Here is a 25,164-nt window from a genome sequence, read left to right on the forward strand (position 1 = left end):
TTCGGCACTATGTGCCTTGACCTGTGCCTATTTAGGTCGGACCTCTGCCGAGGTCCTTACACATAGCCCCTCCCCGATAAAAACCATGTGGTAAGTCTTTTCTAATGCGTAACCCCTGTTTGTGTACACTTTAACTAGGTTTAACTTGAAATATTTTTGTTTCGCCACGGTGAATCGTTATATTTGTCAATCTAGTTGATTTTATAGTGTTTTTGAATTTAGTAGAATAATAAGTAGGATGATTGATTTTATTAGTGATTTATTTAGTGTTGGTCAGACCATTTACCTCACGCAGAGTAATGACGTGGAAATTGGTGGTAAAATAGTTAAGCTTAATAATGACTTTATTGTTATTGAGAGTGAGGATGGGAATGTGATTGGGGTGCGCGATGAGGCTATTAGAAGTTTTTCGAAGGAGCCGGTAAAGAGTCTATCGACCCCTCGGGCGTCTACTCATTCAGAGGGCTACCCCTCAATGAAGTCTGAGCAGGGGTCTTGGAAGCGTGTGCTACCTTTTGAAAAGGGGGCTTCAGTCGATTCTCCGAAGGTTAGCAAGCGATCATTCAGACAATATAAGCCTGGCGATAAGATACCGATAGAGTCTCTAGCGAAGCGAGACCCCTCATTGGCCAATACCTGGCGCAGATCGGAGGAGGATAGGCAAAGATTGCGTGCGTTGAGGGAGAAGGTACAATCGGTCTTTGATGAGATCATGAGCGAGGGTGAAAACTTGGATCAGGAGGTGCCTGCGATTGGGGCGATTGTGGATCTGAAGCCAAGCTATCAATTTGGTTTTATTGATGATGTGGAGACTGGAGAGCGGTATTTCTATAATCGTGGAGATATCGTGGATAGGGATCTGCTTAATATGGTGGGCGAAGGGATTAAGGTGGTTTATTTTAGGGGCTCAAATCACAAAGGTCCTGCCGCGAAGAGCATTCACAGGCCTAATACCATTGGTGGACTATTGGCTATCGCTATGGACTTGGTGAATGAAGAAGACTTTATAAGGGCCAAGATGGTGCTTCAGAATATTCTTTATGCTTACCCTAGTAGCCACTCAGCTACTGCTATGCTGGAGGAGTTATCGGCACAGATGGATAATGGCGTGCCAGGAGCAACAAGCCACAATAATGGTCTCTACATTCAAGCAAGGAAAGCTCTGGAAATGAAAAATTATGACTTGGCGGAAAAGCTTTATCGGGAGTGTATTGAAAAGGGTATCCGCAAAGTGAATAGCATCAAAGAGCTAGCACAGGTCTATATCTCTCTACATTCGCAAGAAAAGGATGAGGCGCAAAAAGAGATGTATAGAAAGAAGGGCCTTGAATTTATAGAGGCACACATAAATGAATTGCCAGAGAAGCCAAGCACTAAGTTTAGCCTGGAAAACATCTATTTTGCCCTTGGAGATTATGAGAAGCATATTGAAGTGGTAGAGGATATCATAGCAGATAGTGGTAAGAATGGAGACTTAGCACAGTATGTTTTTTATCTCAATAAGGCAGCTCAAAGCTATCTAAGGAGAAATGAACTGGATAAAGCACTCGATGCTGCGAATCAGGGGCTTGAGGTGGAGGCGGATAATCTTCACTTGTGCAAAACTAAGATGACTATTGAGGAGGCGATTGCTCATCATAACTCTCTAGCGGAGCAGGACGAGGATAAAGAGAAGGGCGGTGGTTTCTTTGGTCTATTCAGCAGATAAGTTAGGGGATGAAGAAGCCTCATAAGCTGCTTTTGGGGATTGGAGCCCTATTCTTATTGATCGTGGTAGGTCTTTGCACCGCCTATTATCGCTTTACTAGGCAGCCAGCTTTCAATACTTCTAGCGACAAAGCGGTACGGATATTTGTCTATCCAGATGCTTCTTGGAGTGATGTGGTAGATAGTATTGTCGCTTCCACGGATGCCCCTCTCTTAGGTGATCTAAAGCTTCATCTCAAGTGTCGCACTAGTAGTGCGCCTAAGGTGGGGAGCTATACGATTGAGCCAAACATGACGGTGCAAGCACTTTATAACCGCTTAGTACATGGTATGCAGACGCCTATTTCGCTTTACTTCAATTCGTATCGATTGCCAAGTCAATTGTATCGGAGGATGGGAAGTCAGCTAATGATAGATAGCTTGGCGGTGGCACGGGCGATGAATGATACCCTTTTGCTTCGTAGCTTGAATATTCCTGATACTACGTTGGTTTATTACTTAGTTCCAAATACCTATGAGGTGTATTGGGATATCACGCCAGCAGACCTCACAAAGCGTATGGCTGAGGAGAGCCAGAAGTTTTGGAATGCCCAGCGTAGAGCCGAAGCCGACTCACTGGGGCTTACTCCGTATGAGGTGATCACTCTTGCTTCGATCGTACAGGAAGAAAGTGCTAAGGTGGACGAGTACCCAATGATCGCTGGTCTATACATTAATAGGTTGAGGGTGGGGATGCCTTTGCAAGCTGACCCAACGATAAAATTTGCACTGCAAGAGTTTGGCCTCCGTCGCATCTTACATAAGCATCTAAAGGTGGATAGCCCTTACAATACCTATCTCCATAAGGGATTGCCTATAGGGCCGATACGTATACCTACTATGGAGGCTATTGACGGTGTATTGAAGGCATCGGACCATAGCTATCTATATATGTGTGCGAAGGAGGATTTTAGTGGGTATCATAGCTTTGCTTCTACGTACCCTGAGCATCAAAAGAATGCTAGGAAATATGTGGCGGCCTTAAATGAAAGAGGAATAAAATGAAGATAAGAGAATTACTAGATTATTTGGAGGAGAGAGTGCCCTTATCTCAGCAGGAAGGGTATGACAATAGTGGCGTGCAATGTGGCGATACGTCTCAGGAACTCCGGGCGGTGTTGGTGGCCATTGACACGACTGAAGCTGTAGTGGACGAAGCTATTGCAAAAGGGTGTAACCTGATTGTGACGCATCATCCTGCACTATTTCGTAGCGTGAAAAGTATTACTCCAGATTACTACATCAATCGTGTAGTCATTAAGGCAATTAAGCATGACATCGTGCTCTATGCCTCACATACTTCATTGGATAATGATGATGAGGGGGTGAATATATTTTGGGCGCGTAAGATGGGGCTTCAAAATGTAAAGATTTTGTCACCTATCGAGGGAAATCCTAACGTGGGTGCAGGGGTGATTGGTGATTTGCCTAGTCCACGCTCAATAGGTGAAGTGGTAGAGCTGATGAAGGCTTTCCAGCCAATTACTCATGTGGCTCATAGCAAGCCTCTGACCGAAAAGATAAAGAGAGTGGCATACTGTGGGGGTTCTGGAAACTTTTTGATGCCTGTGGCCATCGAAGAAAAAGCCGATATCTTTATTACTGGGGAGGCGAAGTATAATGATTATTATGATGCGGAGGGGGAGATACTCCTTATGACTATTGGGCACTATGAATCGGAATTATTGACGAAAGAGTTGCTAAAAGAGATTATGTCTGAAAAAAAAGGTAACTTTGCAATCTATAGTGCAGAATCGTGTGTCAATCCCGTGCATTATATCTCATAATAATTTGGTAATAGTTATGGCTAAGAAAAAAGAAGAAAGTCCAAAGGAAATATCGGTGGAGGAGCGCCTAAAGGCTCTATATCAGTTGCAAATTGTCTCCTCTGAAATTGATCGTATCCGAACGATGCGAGGAGAGCTTCCAATGGAAGTGGAAGAGCTTGCTGATGACTTAGAGGGCAAGCACAAAAGAAAGGAGCGCTATGAAGATCAAATAGATCAAAATAAGCATAATATTGAGAAGGCTAATGAGAGCATCAGGACTGCCGAAGGAATGGTCGAGAAGTACAAGCAGCATCTTAATGATGTACGTAACGACAAGGAGTATGATGCCATCTCTAAGGAACTCGAAAACTTGGAGTTAGATATTCTTAAGTACGAAAAAGCTATCCGTGAATATCAAGAGGATAACCAGTATATCAAAGAGGATATCGGCGCACTAACTGCAGATATCAAGGAGGTCCAGGAGGTTTATCAAGTAAAGAAGAAGGAGCTAGACGCTATCATCGCCGATACTAAGGCAGAGGAAGAGAAGCTTAGAATTAATGCTAAGTCATTAGAAGAGTTGATTGACCCTCAATTGCTCGCTGCTTTTAAGCGGACCCGCAAATCTACACACAATGGGGTAGCTGTTGCCCCTATTCAGCGTGATGCTTGCTCTGGTTGCTTTAATCTGATTCCTCCACAGCGCGAGATAGATGTTCGTTCGCATAAGAAGATTATTGCCTGTGAGTACTGTGGTCGTGTTTTGATCGATGAAGAGTTGGCTACTGAGGTGGCAGATAACTTCAAGTGATGTGACTATTAATTAGTTGCATTACCATTGAAAAAAAAGGGTCTCGCCAATAGCGAGACCCTTTTCGTCGTATAGTGAAGTTCATCACTGCACAAAGCTTGACCATGGTGAGATGCTAATGCTATCTTCTTCAATGGTGCAGAATGAGTGTATGTAAGCACTAGCAAGTCGGGCATTAGTAATGAGCGGAATATTGTGGTCAATAGCGGCACGACGCAATTTATAACCATTGGTTAACTCTCCAGGAGTAAGGTTTTTATTGATGTTGATCACCAAGTCCACATTTCCACTATGGAGTAATTCAAGAGCCTGAGGGGTACCCTCTTCGCTAGGCCAGTAGCACAATGTACTCTCCACTCCATTTTCCATCAAGAAACGATAGGTGCCTTCTGTTGCGTAGATGGGATAGCCCTTATCCCTTAGAAGTTTGGCTGAGTCGAGTAGCATCACTTTTTGTTTTACGCCACCAGTACTCATCAGTACTCCCTTTTTAGGTATGCGATGACCCACAGAGAGCATTGCTTGTAGTATCGCTTCGTCGGAAGAACGTGCGATACATCCTACTTCGCCAGTAGAGGTCATATCCACTCCTAGTACAGGGTCGGCTTTTTGCAACCTTGTAAAGGAGAATTGAGAGGCTTTAATACCAACGTGATCTAAGTCGAAAGCATTCTTAAGAGGAGCTTGGTATGGTGAACCAATCATTATCTTAGTTGCCAACTCAATCATATTGTAGTTGGAAACCTTGCTTACGAATGGGAAACTTCGGGAGGCTCTTAGATTACATTCAATTACCTTGATATCATTTTCCTTTGCTAGGAATTGGATATTAAAAGGTCCTGAGATATGTAGCTCTTGAGCTATCATCCGCACAATCCTCTTGATGCGTCGAATCGTCTCAATATAGAGCTTTTGAGCAGGGAATTGAATGGTAGCATCTCCCGAGTGGACTCCAGCAAACTCAATATGCTCACTAATGGCGTAGGCAATGAGTTCTCCCTTATCTGCTACGGCGTCTAGCTCAATCTCTTTAGCATTTTCAATAAAGCTGGAGATCACAACAGGATGCTTTTGCGATACATTTGCAGCGAGCTTTAAGAAGCGCTCCAGCTCCTCATCGTTGGAGCAGACATTCATCGCAGCTCCACTGAGTACATAAGATGGGCGAACCAGCACAGGATACCCGACCTCTTTTACGAAGGACTCAACATCCTCAAGAGTGGTGAGCTCTTTCCATGCTGGCTGGTCTATTCCTAGTCGGTCTAGCATCGCTGAGAACTTGTGACGATCTTCGGCATTGTCGATATATTTTGCTTGAGTGCCTAGGATTGGAGCTTGAATAGCATCTAGCTTCATCGCCAGATTATTAGGGATCTGCCCACCAGTAGATAGAATGGTTCCTCGTGGTCGTTCAAGGTCCAAAATATCTTGCACTCTCTCAAATGTAAGCTCGTCAAAGTATAGGCGATCAGAGAGGTCGTAGTCGGTACTAACCGTCTCTGGATTGTAATTGATCATGATGGAGTGTAGCCCTTCTTTACGAATCGTATTCAGTGCTGAAACACCACACCAGTCAAATTCTACTGAACTACCTATCCTATATGCTCCTGACCCTAGCACAACGATGCTATTTTCACCATTTTCAAAGGTGACATCGTGCTGTTTTCCGTCGTAGGTCATATAGAGATAGTTGGTCTGAGCAGGGTACTCACCAGCAAGCGTGTCGATTTGCCTTACTACAGGCAAGATGTTTAGCTTTTTGCGGTATTCCCTTACGGCAGCCTGCTTTACCTCAATATCATCTATATCCGTGCCAAATAGAGCTCTTGCAATTTGGAAATCAGAGAAGCCCTGCACTTTAGCTCTCCTCAATAGCTCAGGAGATATTTCAGCTATGCCTGACAGAGCCTCAAGTTGCTCTGCAGTATCCATAATCTTTCGAAGCTTATAGAGGAAGAATAGGTCAATCTTAGTGAGGTCATGGATCTCTTCTACCGTATATCCAAGCCTGAAAGCTTTGCTGATGACAAATATACGCCTATCTGTAGGCTGGCTAAGAGCTTTAGGAATGTCGGGAATGACCAACTCTTTATTCTCAACAAAGCCATGCATCCCTTGGCCGATCATGCGAAGTCCCTTTTGGATGACCTCTTCAATCGTGCGACCGACACTCATGATCTCTCCTACAGACTTCATGCTACTACCGATCTCACGAGATACGCCATGGAACTTACTCAAGTCCCACCTTGGCATCTTGCAGACTACGTAGTCCAATGCTGGCTCAAAGAAGGCTGAGGTCGTGGTAGTTACTGCATTTTTAAGCTGGAAAAGGCCGTAGCCAAGGCCTAGCTTTGCTGCAACAAATGCTAGGGGGTACCCTGTTGCTTTCGAGGCGAGTGCCGACGAACGACTCAAACGTGCATTGACCTCAATTACTCTATAGTCTTCGCTATCAGGATCCAAAGCATACTGAACATTGCACTCACCGACAATGCCGATATGGCGTACGATCTGAATAGCAATACTTCTTAGCTTTTGATGCTCAGAATTGGTGAGGGTCTGTGAAGGAGCTAATACAATACTCTCCCCAGTGTGAATGCCAAGGGGGTCAAAGTTCTCCATATTGCAGACGGTGATACAATTGTCGTATCTATCTCTCACCACCTCATACTCAATCTCTTTCCACCCCCGTAAGCTCTTCTCCACCAACACTTGAGGAGAGAAGGAGAAGGCTTTTTCACACAAGGCGTTTAGTTCTTCCTCATTGTCACAGAAGCCACTACCAAGTCCGCCTAGTGCGTAGGCAGCACGGATAATAACGGGATATCCCACATGTAGTGCTGCCTTTCGAGCTGCCTCAATAGTCTCAACAGCTTCACTTTGGATTGTCTTGACCTTGATTTGGTCCAGCTTCTTTACAAAAAGTTCACGATCCTCCGTGTCCATAATGGCTTGGACGGGAGTCCCAACTACCTGAATGTTGTACTTCTCTAAAATACCACTATTGTAGAGTGCCACTCCACAATTGAGAGCGGTTTGCCCACCAAAGGCGAGTAGTATACCATCAGGACGTTCTTTCTCAATGACCTTTTCAAGGAAGTAGGGGGTTACAGGTAGAAAGTATACAGTATCGGCTACCCCTTTTGAGGTTTGTACCGTTGCAATGTTGGGGTTGACCAAAACGGTGTGTATGCCCTCCTCTCTCAATGCCTTTAGAGCTTGCGAACCAGAGTAGTCAAACTCTCCCGCCTCTCCAATCTTCAGAGCACCCGAGCCGAGTACAAGGATCTTAGAATACTTATTAATTGGTTTTGTTTCCTCCGAAGTAGGAGTAACCAACTTCCCATGATTGATTAAGTCGGCAAACTGATCGAAAATAAATACCGTATCCTCTGGACCTCCATTGGCCTCGGGGTGGAATTGTGTGGAAAAGAACTTCCCAGACTCGTGAATAAGCCCCTCATTAGAGCCGTCATTGAGGTTCCTAAAATAAGTGTGCCATCCCTCAGGTAGCGAACTATCATCTACAGCAAAGCCGTGATTTTGGCTAGTGATATAGCATTTATTTGTACCACAAAGTTGTACAGGTTGGTTGACAGACCTATGTCCGAAGGGCATCTTTGCCACCTTAGCACCAATGGCCTGGGCAATGATTTGGTTACCCATACAGATACCAGCCACTGGCTTATCTCCCTTGTTGAGAATGTCTCGAACCCTTTCTACAAGGGTGGTACAGAGTAGAGGATTTCCTGGACCATTACTGATAAATAGCCCATCGTATTGCAACTGGGTAAAGTCGTAGTCCCAAGGTACTAGCGTGACGTTAAGACCTCGTTTAATCAGGTGACGAATGATATTCTCCTTTACGCCGCAGTCTACCAATACTACCTTTTTACTTCCGAAACTGGTAAATTCCTTGACCTCCTTAGTAGAGACTTTATCTACTAAGTTGATCTCATCAGTACTAATAAACTCGCTGTTATCCTTTCTTACTTCATCAAGAAGTACTTTGCCTAGAAGTGGCCCGCTGTTACGTAGCTTTATGGTTAGCTCTCTTGTATCAATACCTGTAAGTCCTACCACTCCATGGCGTGCTAAGGCACTATCAAGGCTTTCAACAGCATTCCAATGACTATACTCATCCGTATAGTCGTGCATAATCAGAGCCGCAGGATGTATTTTATCACTTTCAAGAAACTTAGTAAGACCTGTCTCTGGGTCTTTTTCCTCAGAGGGAAACCCATAATTTCCTATGACAGGATAAGTGGTGACCAATATTTGTCCAGAGTACGATGGGTCAGTGAGGCTCTCGGTGTAACCAGTCATCGCTGTGCTGAATACCACCTCGCCACTAGCTTGGACCTCTGCCCCTATTACCGTGCCTTCGTACTTGCTACCATCGCTTAGTAGGAGTATACCTTTTCGTTCCATAGTCTTATTTTATTGTTTCCTGAAATCTTCTTCGTAAAATGCTTTGTAAGCCATATTCGTTAGCTTCACGCCACCTGGAGTGGGGTAGTCACCACTGAAATACCAATCTCCTGGGTGATTCGGAATTGCCTTGTGCAACCCTTCAAGAGACTGAAAAACCAATTCAACTTCGGCATTGATATCGGAAGGACGAAGCCGCTCAACGATCTTTGTGTTGATCTCTTCAACCGTAAATGGCGCATAAATATCCTTCACAAAGTTTCGCTCCTCAATCAGTGGTGAGTGAATACTCTCTATGATAGAGCGGTAGGTATCGTGTATAATATATGCCATACCTCTTTCGAGAAGCAAGTCAATTGCCGCCAAGAAAGCAACAAACTCTCGCATCCTACTCATATCAATACCATAGTGGTCTGGGTATCGAATCTGAGGTGCTGAGGATACCACCACTATCTTCTTAGGGTGAAGTCGGTCAAGGATACGAATAATACTTTCCTTGAGTGTGGTACCACGGACAACACTGTCATCAATGACCACCAGGTTGTCCACGCCCTTTTCTACGGTGTCGTAGGTAATATCATAGACGTGCTGTGCCAAGTCTGTACGACTCGCCCCCTCCGAAATGAATGTGCGGAGTTTGATATCTTTGATCACCACTTTCTCAGCCCGAACTCGTTTGTCTAGAAGCTCGTATATCTCCTCTTTAGTCATCTGAGGATTGGCTAGTATTTCCTCCGCTTTCCAATGATTGAAGTGACGCTCCATACCCTCAATCATGCCATAATAACAGGTCTCTGCCGTATTAGGTATGAAAGAAAAGACTGAGTGGTCAATATCATTATCTATAGCCTTAAGCACATCTGGAATAAGCTGTTCGCCAAGTTTTTTACGCTCCTTATAGATATCCTTGTCCGACCCTCTTGAGAAGTATATCCTCTCAAAAGAACAAGCTTTATTTTCCTTAGGAGGTAGTGTGTTAGAGACCTTGATCTCAGAGCCCGTCTTATTGATGGTAAGGGCGTTGCCACGCTCTAGCTCATGAACCGAATCTGCAGGCACATTCAAGACCGTTTGTATCACAGCTCTCTCCGAAGCGCATACTACGATTTCATCATCATAGTAGTAAAAGGCAGGACGAATGCCCCAAGGGTCGCGGAGCATAAACATCTCCCCACTACCCGTTAGTCCACACATAGTATAGCCTCCATCCCAAAGAGGGGCACACTCCTTAAGGGGGATAGTCGTGTCAAGGCGGGATTCAATATCGTGAGTGATATCCATCCCTGTTAGTCCCTTTGCCTTACTTTCCCTAAACTTATGCTCTACCTCTCTATCCAGACGGTGACCCAGTTGTTCAAGCAGAATGTGGGTGTCGGAGTTGCTTCTTGGGTGTTGCCCTACTGAAGTGATTGAGTCAAATATATCGTCCACACTGGTGAGCGTGAAGTTACCACATAGAGACAAGCTCTTTGCTCTCCAATTACTTCTTCGAAGCATTGGGTGAACGTATTGTATCTCTTGCTTGCCTTGTGTGGCATACCTCAGATGACCCATATAGCATTCAGCAGCATAAGGGATGTGTGCCTGAGCGAAGTTGGGGTCTCCCTGCTTCTCCTTACCGAACGATTGGATTTGTCGCTCTACAGAGGCAAAAATCTCGGTGATGGCTGTATTTCCCAGAGCTCTTTCTCGGTACATATACTCCTCACCCGTTGGTGCAGTGAGTTTTACACAGGAGATACCTGCTCCATCTTGTCCTCTATTATGTTGCTTCTCCATTAAGAGGTACATCTTATTTAGACCATACCTCCACGTGCCATATTTCTCTTGATAGTAGGTCAATGGCTTCCGTAGCCTCACCATTGCTATACCACACTCGTGCTTCAGTTCCTCCATTTGTGCCTTGCCTTGTTTTTAATTCTGAAAGAAGCCAGTCTCTGATCGACTAGAGACTGACTTCCTTTAGATTATTATTCTTTATTCTCAGATGAGTCCTGGTCCTCTTTAGGTACAAAAGTCTCCATGCCAGCTTTTCTAAGAAGATTATACCACTTTATCAGCTTCTTAATATCGCTATCGTGAACCTTCTCTTTGTCGTAGATTGGAAGCACCTCCTCCATAAAGCTACGTAAGTTACTAGAGCTTCCTAGTACTTCCGATTCATTCTCTATGGTCTCGGGGTGCTTGCTCTTTATCTCCTCAAATACCTCTCCTAGTGGCTTCTCGCCCTCTTCGGTATAAATTGAAATATCGGCTAGGGAAACGATGTTGTCTCTAGCAAAGAGAGGCATTCTCCGACCACTTTCCAAGTCTTCCGCAGTGAAAGGCATTCGAGTGCGATTAATCAGCTTATACAATCCCGATTTTCCTGATATAGAAATAATGTCTGTTAGCTTCATTGTTTATGTTGAATTATATTATCAAGTTGATGGTAAATTACTTCTAATTCTCTTATGATTGAGGTGTTGCCACTATTATCAATGTGCCAATCCGCTTCATCATTTTGTCTTGTCGTCTCCTTCCTCTGTAGGTTTTCTAGTAGCTCAAACCCTTTTTCGCTCCGAAAGGGATCTCTCTTTAGTACCCTGCTCATTCGAATGGGCGTTTCGGCTTTTACAGCAATCGTTACGTCACAAAGCTGGTACATGTTGGAGGTGAAAAGTATGGCACTCTCTAGGGCTACCCACTTGCTTGCTTGCTGGCCTTTCCAGAGTCCAAATTGCTCCCTTACGGTGCCGTGAACAATCCTTTCCAGCTCCTCCTTTGTCTGTTTATTAGCCAGAAGTTTGCTTATTCCTTCCTTTGCCAGTTTCCCATTTCCCTTAATCGGATCCACCCCAAAGCGGTCAATTATCTCCTCTCTTACTGAGGGGATAAAGTAGCTTTCCTTAGCTATTTTATCACAATCAAATAGGGGGATCCCATACAGCACATTAAGTGTTTGTAGCACAAGGCTTTTTCCAGCACCTACTTGCCCCGCTATTCCAATGACCTTTGGCATCACTCTTTTTCAATTATATACTCCACCGCATCTGGCTCCAATTGTATCATATGTAGCTCTTTAGGTACCATTGGAAGCCTCACCTTTAGCTTTTTAGTCCCTTCCGTAATCTCATCTACATCCACATATGGGTGAATCTGTGCAGATATATCCGATAGTTTTACGTCATCTAATGCTAGGTAAGATACCTTGATGCTAGATGGGAATAGTCGAATATTATAGCCCTCTTCTAGATTACGAACCATAATATTGGTGGCAATAAAAGAATTGTATTTAAGCGGTGCCACCTCAGTGGTTACCGTTACAGAGTCAGGGGTTAGCCTCACTCCATTGGGTGCTATTAAGGCTACCCGATAGCTACTAATTCCTTCTTTTGTTACTGCTAGAGGAGACTGCTCTGTACTGATCAATCCCTGAGTCATCCTTAGGCTATCAATGGAAGTGTTCAGCCCAAAGGCACTTACCTCCTCTGGCTCCATAGTTAAGGAAACCAATACCCTATTACTCTCCTCACCAAGGTCTACTTGACCACCAAAGAAGACGCCTACCTTTTCCTCAATAAGAGGAGCATACGAAAATGAGATATAGTCAGGGAAGAGGGCAATGTGAGCGTCATTTGAGTTGTTGAAGTGCTCATTAAAAACATCGTTGGTGTTTTTAATCTGGCGGATCAATTCTTCCCTGCCGATACTGATATATCCGCCCTCGGGCAAAATTTGGAGCGTGTCAATAGCCAACTTAAGGATCGGCTTGGCTGCAAACCATTGCCTAAAAGTATAGCTCATTAGCTCATTGCCACTAGCTGTAATAGCTATCTCAATCTCCTTGGGAATACCCTTGGTCTCATCTAGAGCATACCTCAGGGGAAGGGTCGGGGCTTCTACAGCCATCGTAACCCGCTTAGTATAGTTGTCATTTAGCGCTTGAAATAACCAAAGGATAAATGAGAGTAGAAAGCAAAAAAGCAAAATCACCCATCTCCTACCTCTTGAGAAGTAGGAGACAGGTTTCAGTGACTTGATACTATTCCAAAATCCCATTATTGATTGGAATTGCTAAATGAGCCATCAAAAGCTCAAGGTTATTTACTTTTTGTTGGTGCTATTATCAGGGAGAGCAAATACTTGGTTGATATCCACCTTCATCTTCACACCTTCCCACACCTCAATGGTTACCTGTCCATTTTCAGGGTTGATCTCCCTGATGATGCCATAGATACCACCAGAGGTCATAATCTTATCGCCAGGCTTCATGGCCTTACGGGCTGCCTCCAGCTTTTTCTGTTGCTTGCTTTGAGGGCGTATAATCAAGAAGTAGAAGATTGCGATCATCAGCACGATCATGATGAGGGTGCTCATTCCTCCACCCATTGCACCAGCTGGTGCTTGTAGTAATGTCATTAGTTTCATATTTTCCTTTGTTTATAGTTAATTGCCTAGTATTTTTCCCTCATTCTTCAAGTCGGTAAATAGCTCATGAAGAATGCCATTGATAAATGTATGGCTAATTTCAGAACTGTAGTAGTGAGCTAGATTGAGGTATTCATTGAGAATGATACTGGTATCTATTGTGGGGAACTTTATCGCCTCGCTCACTGCAAGCTGTAAGATAATGTAGTCAATTTCACTTACCCGCTCCTTGTCCCAATTCTTGAAGTACTTACTAAGTAGTTCACGGTACTCCTCCCCATGCACAATGGCGTGCTCCAAGAGCGTTGGACCAAAGTCCTCATCATCCTCAGAGGCGTAAGGGGGTCTCAGCTGTTCGGAATAGGCTTTTTTCTCCGAAAGACCATTATATACCTTAGTAACGAAGGTAAATACAATGGCGATATCGTCGTTTCTAAAGGTATCCGTCTCCTCTAGAATATCTGCAAATAGATCGCTCTGAAGAATGTTCTCACCATAAAAGGCTCTCCATGCTTTCTTCACCTCGTCAAAGTTATCCCAGTTGATCTGAAGTAGCTCTTCACGCTGGTCAATAAGAGTGTTGAGTAGCTTTTTGATAAAGTCCTCTACGCTATGGTTAGGCGTAAATGCCTGTTCACGAGCTTGGATATAGTCTAGGTCGCTACCAATCACCTGTGTGACAGGATTGTCAATAATGTGATTGAGCAACTTCACCACGCTCTCGTCTTTACCAAACTTATCCTCCTCCTTCGCCAGTCTGAAGGCGGCAGCTTCTTTCAAGTCATAAGGGAGTCCAGTGAGGTAGAGGTAAAGGTTGTAAGACTGGTCTAATGCATACCTCAGCAATCCAATAGCCCCTGGTATACCAATGTGCTTCACTTGATAATAGTTGTATAGCACTTGCAAAACCTTTATCCTTATTAGTAATCTATTTATCATTCGTCTACTTCGTATTTATTGCACTCAACTTCACCTCCGCTTTATCCTATCTGCAAAGATACCATTTTCTATCGTTATTTGGTATAGTATATTAACTGGTGGCGATCTATATAATCTATGTGGCTGGGAGATAGGCTAGAGGGTAGTTGGGGGGCTTTTACTCCAGCCCCCAGTTGAATGATTCCTACCTCTCTTCGGATGGTATCCCAAAGGTTGGCACGTAAAAATGACTGTATGATCTTAGCCCCTCCCTCTACCAAGAGCGATGTAATCCCTTGGTCGTAGAGCCTACTCACCACTTGGCTGAGATCATCGGTGCCTTTTATCAAATGCCAATCACTTTTGGGCGTGAGTAAAACATCACTTTCTCTGTGGCTGTCTATGACATACACTTTGGGCGAAGGGAGCCCAGGGTATAGTCGGTTGTTCAGCCTAGGCTGGTCCATAATTGCTGTTCCCCTCCCAATAAGTATCGCATCGTGCTCGCCACGCAACTTGTGCGTTAGTAGCTGAATGTATGGAGTGGATATCTTGGCTGCTGGCTCACTTGCACTTCGATGGTAGTCAATATAGCCATCACTACTCTCAGCCCACTTGAGGGTGATGTACGGTCTTCTGAGTAGTTGATTGGTCATAAATATCTTAGCTACCGCTTTGCACTGCTCCTCTAGTAATCCTACAGAGACCTCCACTCCTCCTTCTCTCAGTATTTGACACCCCTTTCCCGCAACCTTTGGGAATGGGTCAAGGGTGCCTACCACCACTTTTTTCACCTTTTGCTCCACTAGCATCTTAGCACAAGAGGGGGTACGGCCTTGGTGAGCACAGGGCTCTAGTGTTACATACATGGTGCTTTGGGAAATCAAGTGCCGCAGTCGTTGGGGTACACTAGCGATGCAATTAACTTCTGCGTGGTTATCGCCCTGCCTGATGTGATACCCCTCACCTATAATAGTATCATTGTATACCAATACGGCACCCACCTTTGGATTACTATTCACCTCAAAGTTTTCACCTCTACTGGCTAGGTAGATCGCCAGCTGCATATATTGTATATCTTCCACTTTTTTCTGCTATCTTTGTGCCAATGAATGAGTTTCAAACCACCAAGCAATGGCTAGCTACGGAGCTGGGTAGCTACTACTCTCAGGAGGAGGCGGAGTACATCGCACGTATCCTTCTCGAGGAGGCTTTTGGGCAACCCTATCCTATGCTCGTGGTTAGTGATGGCAAAGTTAATCAAAAGATTGATTTGCTTAAGGGTTGGCTTTCTCGATTATTGGGGCATGAACCCCTACAGTATGTACTCGGACACACCTCATTCTGCGGAATGGATCTCTATGTGAGTAGTGGCGTGTTGATACCTAGACCAGAGACCGAAGAGCTATGCTATATAATAAGGAGTAGGGGGGGTCTATTCCCTGGTGCTACCTCCATAGATTTGTGTACTGGTAGTGGTGCGATCGCCCTCTTTATGGCTAAGTGTGGTGCCAAGGTGGAGGCTATTGACCTAAGTCCCCATGCCCTCTCTGTGGCAGAGAAAAACATTCATCGCTATGGCTTGGAGATTGATTTACAGCGAGCCGATCTATTTGACGACCACTTTAGTCCGAAGCACGAACAGTACGACTTGGTGGTGAGCAACCCTCCCTATGTGCTCAATAAGGAGCGTATGGAAATGGAGCCACATGTGCTTGAGACAGAGCCGGAGATGGCCCTATTTGTACCCGACGACGATCCGATTCTCTTTTATAAGCGGATTCGTGAGCTATATAATAATAGTAAGGTACTCGCTTTTGAAATCAATCCTCTCTGCGTTGGGGAGTTGACGGAGCTGTTCAGTGATAGAAAAGTTGAATTCATCGAGGACTTCAATGGTAAAACTCGATATTTGATTGTGACGTGATATGGAGGCTGATGCACTTAAAGAACTATTAATAAAAGCGGGGAGATATACTTCAAGATACGAAAAGACTTCTAAGGAGGTGACCGAAAAGCTATTGACTTGGTCCGATGGTGAGATTGAGCCTTCGGAGATAGAGCAGATAATTGACCAGTTAAAAAGCGAGAAGTTTATCGATGAAGAGCGGTATGCCGAGCGATATGTGAGGGATAAGCTAACGATGCTCAAGAAGGGGCCCATCTTGATCCGATATGAGCTTCAAGAGCGGGGGGTACCCTCTTCGCTAATCCAAAAAGCACTCAGTGCTATACCTTACGACGATTGGTTTTTGGCTTTAGAGGAGTATCTGTCCCCTAAACTGGCAAGATACAAAACGAAGGCCAAAAATGAGTACGACCTGCGGATGCGGCTTGTGGATGCTGCCTATCGGAGAGGGTACCCATCGGATATATACGAGGAGGTGATTGACCGTCTTGAAATCTCGTGATATGCTTTTTGATGACCTCATCAATTTTATATATCCTGCCTATTGTGTGGATTGTGGCTGCCGGTTAGAGGGTAAGGATATCTTTTTGTGTCCAAAGTGCTTCAATGCACTCCCTAAGTACTTTGGCATGGAGAGTTATTATGATGCACAAGAGAGATTGGAAGGGCTGGTGCCATTCACTGAATTCCAAACCGATCTTATCTTTAGTAACCCTAGCGTTGTACGTACACTCATTCACAATGTAAAGTATAATGGCTTCCCCAAAACTGGTTATCATCTTGCAAAGCACTTCGCACAGCAACATTATGATGCAGGACACTTTTTGGACGTAACCGTAATTGTGCCAGTTCCTCTGCTCAAAAAGAGATTGCATAGGCGTGGCTACAATCAGTCTACCTTTATTGCCAAAGGACTAGCTGAGGTTTACTCCTTACCTATTGATGAAACTCTACTGGCTAGAGGTGGAGGGCGTGGTACCCAAACGCATAGGGGAAAAGAGGCAAGGTGGCAACAGATTCAAGGAGCTTTCTACTCACCGCAGAAGAGTAAGGTGAGTGGTAAGCGAATACTTGTGGTAGATGACGTGCTCACCACGGGTGCTACACTAATCAATGCTGGTAGAGCTCTAATTGATGCTGGCGCAGAGTCGGTATCATTTTATACCTTGGCTCTTGATGTCCTTGTCTAGCTGACGAAGCACTCTAAAGTATCGGGAGATGAGGAGTAGGGCAAGGGAGGTAAAGCCTACAAAAAAGGCACACCAAATACCTATGATTCCCCACTCGAAAGTAAAGCCAAAGAGATAAGCTGCTGACATGGTTAAGACGAGGTAGCAAAAACAAGCTGCCCACGCTGTAAACTTTACATCCTGCATCCCTCTGAGTGCATTGGAAAATAAGATTTGAAGCATATCTGTCACTTGGTAGGCTGCTAGTGGAAGTATCACGATTGATGCTAGCTTGATAACTGACTCATCTGTGGTGAATATGTGTGGAATGTAGGTGCGAAAAGTGAGTAGTAGCACAATGAGTGTTAGTGCCATACTTATCTGAATCTTAAAACCCGATTTTACCACACCTCTGATCTCGTCACTCTTCTTGAGTTCATAGAAGTGACCTACACGGATCATCACCGCTGCCGACATTCCATAAAACATCAGGAAGCCAAGGGTACTCACTGTGTTGACTATTTGGTGCGTTGCCAGCTCGAGCGTGCCTATCCACCCCACCATTATGACCGCAATGCTGAATGATGCTGTCTCCATTCCTAGCTGAAGGGCTGAGGGCATCCCTATGCCACTGAGCCTCTTGAGTAGACCTCTATCTATAGCCCCCTTAGTGGAGTGGTTGGTCTCAAAAATGCTCTTAAATCTTGTCGTTCCGTGAACTTCATAGATGAGGATGGCTAGCATCACAAGTCGGGAGATGAAGGTGGCAAGTCCAGCACCAAAAAGACCTAGCTCGGGAAATCCCCACTTACCGAAGATGAGTAGGTAATTGAATACAATATTAATGATGTTTGATAGGATGATAGCAGTCATCCCAATCTTTGTCAACCCCACACCGTCTACAAATTGCTTGTACCCATAAAAGATGATTAGAGGAACGATACTCACTAGATGAATCGTGTAGTATGGACGTATAAGACCGAGTAACTCATCGGGCTGACCAAACCAGTGGATATTGACTAAGCATATCCACATAACAAGTGTGATAAGGATGCCCACGATGGTATTAAGGAAGATACTGCTCTTCAGAAGGGAGCGAAGCTGACCATTGCCCGTGGCAAATGAGCCAGATACAAGTGGGGTGAGTCCGTACGAAAATCCCATCGCAAAGACAAAGGCAATATTGATGAATCCATTGACAAATGATGCGGCAGCAAGCTCGGAGGTGCCGTATCTTCCAACCATAATATTATCAATAAAACCAACTAAAATAACTCCCATCTGGCCAAGCATAATGGGGTACCCTAGCTTCAAAATCTCCTTCGTATGTCTACTGATATTCATAAGGGTGTCCGCTTATTTCAAAAAGAAAAAGGCAAACTATCCAAAGATGGTTTGCCTTAGTAGTGACCACGGCAGGATTCAAACCTGCAACCTTTTGATCCGTAGTCAAATGCTCTATTCAGTTGAGCTACGTGGCCAATTATCCAGTCTCCCCCGTAGGGTAGTGACCACGGCAGGATTCAAACCTGCAACCTTCTGATCCGTAGTCAGATGCTCTATTCAGTTGAGCTACGTGGCCGTCGTTATTTATAGGCGTATGCCTTAACTGCGTGCAAAGGTAATAATAATTATTTATCTATCCAACATTTTAGATGAGAAATCTGCAGCGTTTCAAGTGTTGGAGTTTCTAACGAGAGCAAGAAGCCCTCCTTAATAAATCTTGTGGTACACCTTTATGACGTGAAAAAGTAGGTTGACAATGAGGTGTTAATGCCCCCTATTTAATAGGTTGATATACAGTATATTATATCGGTCTTAGTTTGGTTGCAACTCAGCGATTGCTTAGTTGCAACTCGTCATTTGCTTAGTTGCAACTAAACTTTTGTCTTGCTAAATCATGGATTTACACCTAAGGTTAGTGGCATTTTTTATTTGGTATATGAAGCTACTTTTTGTGATACGAGAAACATTTTTATTTGGTACATGAAATATTTTCGTTGGATATTTCTCCGATAATTCTTCTCTAAGGTCAATCAATCGGCTAATCTTTTGGACTTTAAGTGGTTAATATATTGTATAGACCAAACTTTTTATCTATCTTTGCAAAAGTTTGTACTCTATATAAGAGAAATAGGGTGGAAACTAAAGATAAAGCCTTGCGTTGTCAAGGTAGAGATGTAACATTATTTTATTCACCAATTTTTTAAATGAAAAATTACTACGAAGAAGTAAAGCCTTTGGAAGGCTTTGATTGGGACAGCTTCGAACGCGCTACGGAGGAGTCTCCTGAGAGCATCAAGAAGATGGAAGAGCAGTACGCTGCTACAATGGGAGAGGTTTCTGAAGGCGAGATTGTGACTGGTACGGTAGAGTCTATCTCTAAGCGCGAAGTTATTGTCGACGTAGGTTTTAAGTCTTTTGGAGTTGTATCATCAGCGGAGTTCCGCTACAATCCCGACTTAGCTGTTGGAGACAAGGTAGAGGTTTATGTTGAGGTACAAGAGAACAAGGAGGGTCAGCTAATCCTTTCGCATCGTAAAGCTATGCAGGCACGTGCTTGGGAGCGTATCAACGAGGCAATGGAGAAGCAAGAGGTTGTTAAGGGCTTCATCAAGAACCGCACTCGCGGTGGTATGATCGTAGAGATCTTTGGTATCGAGGCATTCCTACCAGGTTCTCAGATTGATGTGAAGCCTATCCGCGACTTTGATGAGTTTGTTGGAAAGACTATGGAATTCCGTATCATCAAGGTTAATGAGGAGTATAAGAATGTAGTTGTATCACACAAGGCACTGATCGAAGAGGAGCTTGAGGCTCAGAGGTCTGAGATCATCTCTAAGCTTGAGAAGGGTCAGGTACTTGAGGGTACGGTTAAGAATATTGTACCTTACGGTGCGTTTATCGACCTTGGTGGTGTGGATGGTCTTATCCATATTACCGACCTATCATGGGGTCGTATCCGCACTCCAGAGGAGGTGGTTTCTCTTGACGAGAAGATCAATGTGGTGATCCTAGACTTCGACGAGGAGCGTAATCGTATCGCCCTTGGTCTGAAGCAGCTCACTCCACACCCATGGGACAGCCTTGATGAGAATCTGAAGGTTGGCGATAAGGTAGAGGGTACTGTAGTAGTGATTACTGAGTATGGTGCATTTGTAGAGGTACTGCCAGGTGTTGAGGGACTTATCCACGTAAGTGAGATGTCTTGGACTCAGCACGTACGTAGCCCACACGATCTTCTGAAGGTGGGTGAGAAGGTAGAGGCACAGATCCTTACTCTAGATCGTGAGGATCGTAAGATGAGCCTAGGTATCAAGCAATTGACTCCTGACCCATGGGCTGATATTGAGTCTAAGTATCCTGTAGGTTCACGTCACACTGCTAAGGTTCGCAACTTTACCAACTTTGGTATCTTCGTAGAGTTTGAGGATGGTATCGATGGCCTAATCCACATCAGTGACCTTTCTTGGACTAAGCGTATCAAGCACCCAAGTGAGTTCACAAAGATCGGTGATGATATCGATGTAGTCGTTCTTGAGATAGATAAGGAGAACCGTCGTCTCAGCCTTGGTCACAAGCAGACCACTACAGATCCATGGGAGAACCTTGGTACTGTATTCTCTGTAGGCACTATTCACCAAGGTAAGATCGTAGAGCTTCTAGACCGTGGCGCAGTGATTGAGCTACCTCACGGAATTGAGGGCTTTGCAACTCCTAAGCACCTTGTGAAGGAGGATGGTAAGCAAGCTGAGCTTGGTGAGACTCTTGACTTCAAGGTGATTGAATTCAATAGCGACTCAAAGCGCATCATCCTTAGCCACAGCCGTATCCGTGAGGATCAGGAGAAGGGTGCTCGCCAAGAGGAGAGAGCTGCTGCACAAGCTACTCGTGAGATGATTCGTCAGGAGAGTGCTCAGGCTGAGAAGTCTACCCTAGGTGATATCGATGCACTTGCTGCACTTCGTGATAAGATCGAAAAGGCTAATAGTGAGGAGTAATATCTGGAGCTATTGCTAGAAAATTAATTAAATGGGGCGGTTTGTCTACGACGAGTCGCCCCATTTCTATTCTTTTACTTGACTATGAAGAATTATAAAGAGATCATCTACTACTCCTTAATTGGACTACTGGTCTTAGGGTTGATCTGCACCCATATTCCTACCCTGGCGCCACTAGGGTCGTGGGTGAGTCCACCAATTGCACTATTGCTCGGACTTATCTTTGCACTTTCATTCGGAAATATCGCCCCCAAGCTAAATAAGGCTATGAGCAAATACCTACTTCAGTACTCGGTGGTGGGTCTCGGTTTTGGTATGAACCTTTATAGCTCTGTAGCAGCAGGTAAGGAGGGTATGGTATTCACTATTATTTCGGTTATCGGTACCATGGTGGTGGGCTGGCTTCTAGGAAAGTATGTGTTCAAGATAGATACCAATACCGGTTACTTGATTAGCTCTGGTACGGCAATCTGTGGTGGAAGTGCCATTGCTGCTGTGGGACCGATTGTGGGGGCTAAGAGTGGACAGATGTCGGTGGCACTAGGAGTTATTTTTATCCTCAATGCGATTGCTCTATTTATCTTCCCTCCTATCGGTAGAGCTATAGGAATGAGTCAGCAAGACTTCGGATTATGGGCTGCCATTGCCATCCACGATACCAGTTCTGTGGTAGGAGCTGGCGAGGCTTATGGGGATATTGCTTTACAAGTGGCTACCACGGTGAAACTTACTAGAGCCTTATGGATAGTGCCCCTAGCATTAGTCACCTCGTTTATTTTCAAACAAAAAGGGCAAAAGATTGCTGTCCCTAGGTTTATCCTATTCTTTATCTTGGCAATGCTCATCAATACCTTCCTATTGGCTGATTACCCTACATTCGGACAGGTGGTAAGCAAGATTTCTAAGCAAGGACTAAATGTAGCTCTCTTCTTTATTGGTGCTGGATTGTCTCGTGATGTACTCAAGTCAGTCGGGGCAAAAGCTCTTTTCTTAGGAGTTACCTTGTGGATCCTAATAGCCACTGGTACCCTCTGCTATATTTACTGGATGTAGTTGAATGACATTATAAACGACTGCTGCTCGGAGCTAATCATACCTTCGTGCAACAGTCGCTTTTTATCGTGCTAAGATATAGAGCGCTTATACTTCAATATCTAGGCTGGAGCCAATACCCAGGATAGTTCGGATACTTATTTTTCGGTCGTAGGTATAGGGGGCAAATTGAGATTTAGAACAAAGAAGTAGGATGAAGTCTGGTGATAGTGGATAGTATTTAGCCATTAATCAGCCTAAGCCGACGTAAGTCTATTGTGGGTCAATAATTATTGGTAATTTTGAAGCAACTAGTTATGACTTATAGATATTAGAGATGCCACAGTTTAGTTTTGATCAACCGATTGAGCGAAAGGGTACCAATAGCGTGAAGTATGACGGCTTTGGTACCTTTCAAAGCGACTATGATTCAGTCATTCCGCTATGGATCGCTGATATGGATTTTGCAACACCACCTTTTGTTGCCGAGGCGATCAAGAAGCGTCTGGAGCATCCGATTCTTGGCTATGGTACTATTCCCAACTACTATTATGAATCTATATGCAATTGGTTTCAACTAAAATATGGATTCAAACCCGCCGATAATGAGATTAAGTATATCCCAGGCATTGTCTCTGGGATTTATAAGTTGCTCGAGTGTTTGACAGATAAGGGTGACCAGGTACTCATTACCCCACCAGTTTATTATCCTTTTGCACAAGTAATTATCAATAGCGGAAGGAAAGTGGTAGAAACGCCATTGCAACTACATAATGAGAGATATGAATTGGATTGGGATAAGCTGGAGTGGGGCATGCAAGAGGCAAAAGTATTCCTGCTCTGTCATCCCCATAACCCTGGTGGTAGGGTCTGGCGTCGCGAAGAGCTGGAAAGAATTGCAGATTTGGCTATTAAACACAATACGATAGTCCTAAGTGATGAGATTCATGCAGACCTTACGAATAAAGAATTTGTGCATATTCCTTTTCCATCTGTCTCTGAAGCTGCTAGCAAAGTAGGCATTTCGCTCATGGCTCCTTCTAAAGCTTTTAATATGCCTGGGGTTGTTGGGTCTCATCTATATATTATGGATGAATTATTAAGAGATAGGGTCTATTCATATATTGATAATAATGGACTTGGTATTGGTGATTGCTTTACTTATGATGCAATAGCTGCGGCTTATAAGCAAGGAGCTGAGTGGCTTGATGAATGTACTGAGTATATTCAAGGTAACGTAGCATATGTACAAGACTACTTAGCCAGGCATATACCGAAGATTAAAATGATAGTACCTGAGGCCTCTTTCCTTATTTTCTTGGACTGTAGGGGATTAGGATTATCTAGCACTGAAGAACTCAATGAGTTTTTTATTAAGCGGGCTGGGCTTTTCTTAAATGATGGAGCTATGTTTGGTACAGGAGGAGACTATTTTATGAGATTGAATATTGGTTGTCCTCGCCAATTGCTAAGGCAAGTGATGGAACGACTTAAAAGTGCTGTGGAGAAATTAAATGTATAATAGTATAAGAGAATTATGAATTCACTAAAAGCAATATCGCCAATTGATGGACGATATAGAAAGCAGGTTAATGAGCTAGAGAATTACTTCTCAGAGTATGCCTTAATAAAGTATCGTGTTAAGGTGGAGGTAGAGTACTTAATAGCTTTATCAAATGAGCTACCTGAAAGACTATCTTTACTACAACAAGATGAGATTAGAGATGAATTGCGAAAGCTATACGAAGGCTTTTCTACTGAGGATGGGCAGCGTGTAAAGGAAATTGAGTCTGTCACAAACCACGACGTAAAAGCAATTGAGTATTTCATTAAGGAACGACTTAGTGATGAAAAGTATGCTCCAGTACTAGAGTTTGTACACTTTGGTCTTACCTCACAAGATATCAATAATACTTCACAGCCAATGATGCTTCGAGATGCTCTTGAAGATATTTGGTGTCCAATGTTGGAGGAGATTATTGCCGAACTTACTGAGAAGGCAAATGAATGGAGAGAGATACCAATGCTGGCTCGTACTCATGGGCAACCTGCTTCTCCCACAACACTTGGCAAAGAGATTTACGTGTATGTTTATCGTCTTTCTGAGCAATTAAAACTACTTCAGTCTGTACCACAAAGTGTCAAGTTTGGTGGAGCTACAGGAAATATGAATGCCCATCACATTGCTTATCCTGAGATTGATTGGCGACAGTTCGCACATACATTTGCAGAAGAGTACCTTGGGATGGATCTAGAGGAGTATACCACACAAATCTCAAATTACGACAATCTCGCAGCATTGCTGGATAGCATCAAGAGGATTTGTGTGATACTTATTGATTTTGCAAGGGATATGTGGACCTATATCTCTGAGGAGTATTTCAAGCAAAAGATAAAAGAGGGTGAAGTAGGCTCTTCTGCAATGCCTCACAAGGTGAACCCTATAGACTTTGAGAATGCTGAGGGTAATCTAGGAATAGCCATTGCCTATTGTGAGCATTTGGCTCATAAGCTACCAATATCACGCCTTCAGAGAGACCTCACAGATAGCACCGTGATGCGAAATATCGGAATGCCTATTGCTCACAGTTTGATCGCTTTTAATAGTCTTAAGAAAGGAATAAATAAGCTATTATTACACGAGGAGTCTATACTTGAGGATCTAGATAATGCACTCCCTGTAGTGGCAGAAGCGCTTCAGACCATTTTGCGTAGAGAGGGGTATCCTAATCCTTACGAAGCTCTTAAGGGGCTTACAAGGAATAATGAGGTGCTGACACGTGAAAAGCTGGATCGTTTCATAGATAATCTTGATATCTCTGACGAGCTCAAGAAGGAAATGAAGCAAATTACTCCACGAAGTTATACTGGAGTATATTGCTAATTAATCATATTAAAAGAGGGTTTGGAGATGTCTCTCCAAACCCTCTTTTGTTAGGTATGACGGGCATGTCATACATCTGTGGTG

At 44.0% G+C, this 25,164-nt stretch carries 20 protein-coding genes and 2 tRNA genes; 11 read left to right on the forward strand and 11 right to left on the reverse strand.

The window, feature by feature from the left end; genetic code table 11:
- Nucleotides 1-238: 238 nt before the first annotated feature.
- The 4 genes from HMPREF3027_RS06230 to HMPREF3027_RS06245 are packed head-to-tail and all read left to right on the forward strand — an operon-like array spanning nt 239 to nt 4,326.
- Entirely contained in the window at nt 239-1,708 is a 1,470-nt protein-coding gene (locus HMPREF3027_RS06230) for a hypothetical protein (protein WP_070707662.1), read from the forward strand.
- Between the two features lie 8 nt (nt 1,709-1,716).
- Nucleotides 1,717-2,751, forward strand: a complete 1,035-nt coding sequence (gene mltG / locus HMPREF3027_RS06235; protein ID WP_070707663.1) for an endolytic transglycosylase MltG — start codon at nt 1,717-1,719, stop codon at nt 2,749-2,751.
- Nucleotides 2,748-3,533 (forward strand): Nif3-like dinuclear metal center hexameric protein, encoded by a 786-nt coding sequence (locus HMPREF3027_RS06240; RefSeq protein ID WP_070707664.1) that lies wholly within the window; start codon nt 2,748-2,750, stop codon nt 3,531-3,533. The genes mltG and HMPREF3027_RS06240 overlap by 4 nt, the downstream gene beginning before the upstream one ends.
- 16 nt (nt 3,534-3,549) lie before the next feature.
- Nucleotides 3,550-4,326, forward strand: a complete 777-nt coding sequence (locus HMPREF3027_RS06245) for a zinc ribbon domain-containing protein (RefSeq protein WP_070707665.1) — start codon at nt 3,550-3,552, stop codon at nt 4,324-4,326.
- A gap of 84 nt (nt 4,327-4,410) precedes the next feature.
- On the opposite strand, the gene carB is transcribed toward HMPREF3027_RS06245, so the two are convergent.
- From carB to ribD, 8 genes are all read right to left on the reverse strand, one after another.
- Entirely contained in the window at nt 4,411-8,757 is a 4,347-nt protein-coding gene (gene carB, locus HMPREF3027_RS06250; protein ID WP_083317533.1) for a carbamoyl-phosphate synthase (glutamine-hydrolyzing) large subunit, read from the reverse strand.
- 9 nt (nt 8,758-8,766) lie between these two features.
- Complete coding sequence (locus HMPREF3027_RS06255) at nt 8,767-10,653, reverse strand: amidophosphoribosyltransferase (protein WP_070707666.1); 1,887 nt, start codon at nt 10,651-10,653, stop codon at nt 8,767-8,769.
- Between the two features lie 74 nt (nt 10,654-10,727).
- Entirely contained in the window at nt 10,728-11,156 is a 429-nt protein-coding gene (locus HMPREF3027_RS06260) for a DUF5606 family protein (protein WP_021903075.1), read from the reverse strand.
- A complete protein-coding gene (gene coaE / locus HMPREF3027_RS06265; RefSeq protein WP_070707667.1) occupies nt 11,153-11,758 on the reverse strand; it encodes a dephospho-CoA kinase in 606 nt (201 codons plus the stop codon). The genes HMPREF3027_RS06260 and coaE overlap by 4 nt, the downstream gene beginning before the upstream one ends.
- Nucleotides 11,758-12,648, reverse strand: coding sequence for a YbbR-like domain-containing protein (locus tag HMPREF3027_RS06270; protein WP_246830550.1), 891 nt, complete (start codon nt 12,646-12,648; stop codon nt 11,758-11,760). Before HMPREF3027_RS06270 ends, coaE begins: the two co-directional genes overlap by 1 nt.
- A 195-nt stretch (nt 12,649-12,843) precedes the next feature.
- Nucleotides 12,844-13,167 carry a preprotein translocase subunit YajC gene (gene yajC / locus HMPREF3027_RS06275; protein ID WP_021903073.1) on the reverse strand — a complete coding sequence of 108 codons (324 nt, stop codon included), beginning with the start codon at nt 13,165-13,167 and terminating at the stop codon, nt 12,844-12,846.
- Between the two features lie 18 nt (nt 13,168-13,185).
- Entirely contained in the window at nt 13,186-14,106 is a 921-nt protein-coding gene (locus tag HMPREF3027_RS06280; RefSeq protein ID WP_070707669.1) for a transcription antitermination factor NusB, read from the reverse strand.
- A 74-nt stretch (nt 14,107-14,180) separates the two neighbouring features.
- The gene (gene ribD / locus HMPREF3027_RS06285; protein WP_070707670.1) at nt 14,181-15,170 is read right to left on the reverse strand and encodes a bifunctional diaminohydroxyphosphoribosylaminopyrimidine deaminase/5-amino-6-(5-phosphoribosylamino)uracil reductase RibD; all 990 of its coding nucleotides are present in this window, start codon (nt 15,168-15,170) and stop codon (nt 14,181-14,183) included.
- Between the two features lie 23 nt (nt 15,171-15,193).
- Between ribD and HMPREF3027_RS06290 the strand changes: the two genes are divergently transcribed.
- Genes HMPREF3027_RS06290 through HMPREF3027_RS06300 form a run of 3 tightly spaced genes read left to right on the forward strand, consistent with a single transcriptional unit; the run spans nt 15,194 to nt 17,184 of the window.
- A complete protein-coding gene (locus tag HMPREF3027_RS06290; protein ID WP_070707671.1) occupies nt 15,194-16,012 on the forward strand; it encodes a N5-glutamine methyltransferase family protein in 819 nt (272 codons plus the stop codon).
- Nucleotide 16,013: 1 nt separating this feature from the next.
- The gene (locus HMPREF3027_RS06295) at nt 16,014-16,496 is read left to right on the forward strand and encodes a regulatory protein RecX (protein WP_070707672.1); all 483 of its coding nucleotides are present in this window, start codon (nt 16,014-16,016) and stop codon (nt 16,494-16,496) included.
- A gap of 1 nt (nt 16,497) precedes the next feature.
- Entirely contained in the window at nt 16,498-17,184 is a 687-nt protein-coding gene (locus tag HMPREF3027_RS06300) for a ComF family protein (RefSeq protein WP_246830551.1), read from the forward strand.
- Here the strand turns inward: HMPREF3027_RS06300 and HMPREF3027_RS06305 are convergent.
- The 3 genes from HMPREF3027_RS06305 to HMPREF3027_RS06315 all read right to left on the reverse strand — a co-directional run bounded on the left by HMPREF3027_RS06305 (nt 17,149) and on the right by HMPREF3027_RS06315 (nt 18,745).
- Nucleotides 17,149-18,507 (reverse strand): MATE family efflux transporter, encoded by a 1,359-nt coding sequence (locus HMPREF3027_RS06305; protein WP_070707674.1) that lies wholly within the window; start codon nt 18,505-18,507, stop codon nt 17,149-17,151. The two genes, HMPREF3027_RS06300 and HMPREF3027_RS06305, sit on opposite strands and share 36 nt — an antisense overlap.
- Nucleotides 18,508-18,570: 63 nt before the next feature.
- Nucleotides 18,571-18,644: transfer RNA gene (locus HMPREF3027_RS06310), tRNA-Arg, on the reverse strand.
- 27 nt (nt 18,645-18,671) lie between these two features.
- Nucleotides 18,672-18,745 (reverse strand) — tRNA-Arg (locus tag HMPREF3027_RS06315).
- Nucleotides 18,746-19,373: 628 nt separating this feature from the next.
- Between HMPREF3027_RS06315 and rpsA the strand changes: the two genes are divergently transcribed.
- From rpsA to purB, 4 genes are all read left to right on the forward strand, one after another.
- A complete protein-coding gene (rpsA, locus tag HMPREF3027_RS06320) occupies nt 19,374-21,164 on the forward strand; it encodes a 30S ribosomal protein S1 (RefSeq protein WP_018029043.1) in 1,791 nt (596 codons plus the stop codon).
- An 84-nt stretch (nt 21,165-21,248) separates the two neighbouring features.
- Nucleotides 21,249-22,217 (forward strand): YeiH family protein, encoded by a 969-nt coding sequence (locus HMPREF3027_RS06325; RefSeq protein ID WP_070707675.1) that lies wholly within the window; start codon nt 21,249-21,251, stop codon nt 22,215-22,217.
- A gap of 316 nt (nt 22,218-22,533) precedes the next feature.
- On the forward strand, nt 22,534-23,718 hold the full coding sequence (locus HMPREF3027_RS06330) for a MalY/PatB family protein (RefSeq protein ID WP_070707676.1): 1,185 nt from the start codon (nt 22,534-22,536) through the stop codon (nt 23,716-23,718).
- A gap of 15 nt (nt 23,719-23,733) precedes the next feature.
- Nucleotides 23,734-25,080 carry an adenylosuccinate lyase gene (purB, locus tag HMPREF3027_RS06335; protein WP_070707677.1) on the forward strand — a complete coding sequence of 449 codons (1,347 nt, stop codon included), beginning with the start codon at nt 23,734-23,736 and terminating at the stop codon, nt 25,078-25,080.
- Nucleotides 25,081-25,164: the final 84 nt, after the last annotated feature.

The organism is Porphyromonas sp. HMSC077F02 (assembly GCF_001815465.1).
Lineage (GTDB): Bacteria > Bacteroidota > Bacteroidia > Bacteroidales > Porphyromonadaceae > Porphyromonas_A > Porphyromonas_A somerae.

What these genes read in the sequence shown, in the direction of transcription:
- HMPREF3027_RS06290 (WP_070707671.1), top strand. Translation starts at nt 15,194, where the DNA reads ATGAATGAGTTTCAAACCACCAAGCAATGGCTAGCTACGGAGCTGGGT.
- carB (WP_083317533.1), bottom strand. Translation starts at nt 8,757, where the DNA reads ATGGAACGAAAAGGTATACTCCTACTAAGCGATGGTAGCAAGTACGAA.
- coaE (WP_070707667.1), bottom strand. Translation starts at nt 11,758, where the DNA reads ATGCCAAAGGTCATTGGAATAGCGGGGCAAGTAGGTGCTGGAAAAAGC.
- mltG (WP_070707663.1), top strand. Translation starts at nt 1,717, where the DNA reads ATGAAGAAGCCTCATAAGCTGCTTTTGGGGATTGGAGCCCTATTCTTA.
- HMPREF3027_RS06330 (WP_070707676.1), top strand. Translation starts at nt 22,534, where the DNA reads ATGCCACAGTTTAGTTTTGATCAACCGATTGAGCGAAAGGGTACCAAT.
- yajC (WP_021903073.1), bottom strand. Translation starts at nt 13,167, where the DNA reads ATGAAACTAATGACATTACTACAAGCACCAGCTGGTGCAATGGGTGGA.
- HMPREF3027_RS06305 (WP_070707674.1), bottom strand. Translation starts at nt 18,507, where the DNA reads ATGAATATCAGTAGACATACGAAGGAGATTTTGAAGCTAGGGTACCCC.
- rpsA (WP_018029043.1), top strand. Translation starts at nt 19,374, where the DNA reads ATGAAAAATTACTACGAAGAAGTAAAGCCTTTGGAAGGCTTTGATTGG.
- purB (WP_070707677.1), top strand. Translation starts at nt 23,734, where the DNA reads ATGAATTCACTAAAAGCAATATCGCCAATTGATGGACGATATAGAAAG.
- HMPREF3027_RS06300 (WP_246830551.1), top strand. Translation starts at nt 16,498, where the DNA reads ATGCTTTTTGATGACCTCATCAATTTTATATATCCTGCCTATTGTGTG.
- HMPREF3027_RS06260 (WP_021903075.1), bottom strand. Translation starts at nt 11,156, where the DNA reads ATGAAGCTAACAGACATTATTTCTATATCAGGAAAATCGGGATTGTAT.
- HMPREF3027_RS06230 (WP_070707662.1), top strand. Translation starts at nt 239, where the DNA reads ATGATTGATTTTATTAGTGATTTATTTAGTGTTGGTCAGACCATTTAC.
- HMPREF3027_RS06325 (WP_070707675.1), top strand. Translation starts at nt 21,249, where the DNA reads ATGAAGAATTATAAAGAGATCATCTACTACTCCTTAATTGGACTACTG.
- HMPREF3027_RS06245 (WP_070707665.1), top strand. Translation starts at nt 3,550, where the DNA reads ATGGCTAAGAAAAAAGAAGAAAGTCCAAAGGAAATATCGGTGGAGGAG.
- HMPREF3027_RS06270 (WP_246830550.1), bottom strand. Translation starts at nt 12,648, where the DNA reads ATGGCTGTAGAAGCCCCGACCCTTCCCCTGAGGTATGCTCTAGATGAG.
- HMPREF3027_RS06255 (WP_070707666.1), bottom strand. Translation starts at nt 10,653, where the DNA reads ATGGAGGAACTGAAGCACGAGTGTGGTATAGCAATGGTGAGGCTACGG.
- HMPREF3027_RS06280 (WP_070707669.1), bottom strand. Translation starts at nt 14,106, where the DNA reads ATGATAAATAGATTACTAATAAGGATAAAGGTTTTGCAAGTGCTATAC.
- HMPREF3027_RS06240 (WP_070707664.1), top strand. Translation starts at nt 2,748, where the DNA reads ATGAAGATAAGAGAATTACTAGATTATTTGGAGGAGAGAGTGCCCTTA.
- HMPREF3027_RS06295 (WP_070707672.1), top strand. Translation starts at nt 16,014, where the DNA reads ATGGAGGCTGATGCACTTAAAGAACTATTAATAAAAGCGGGGAGATAT.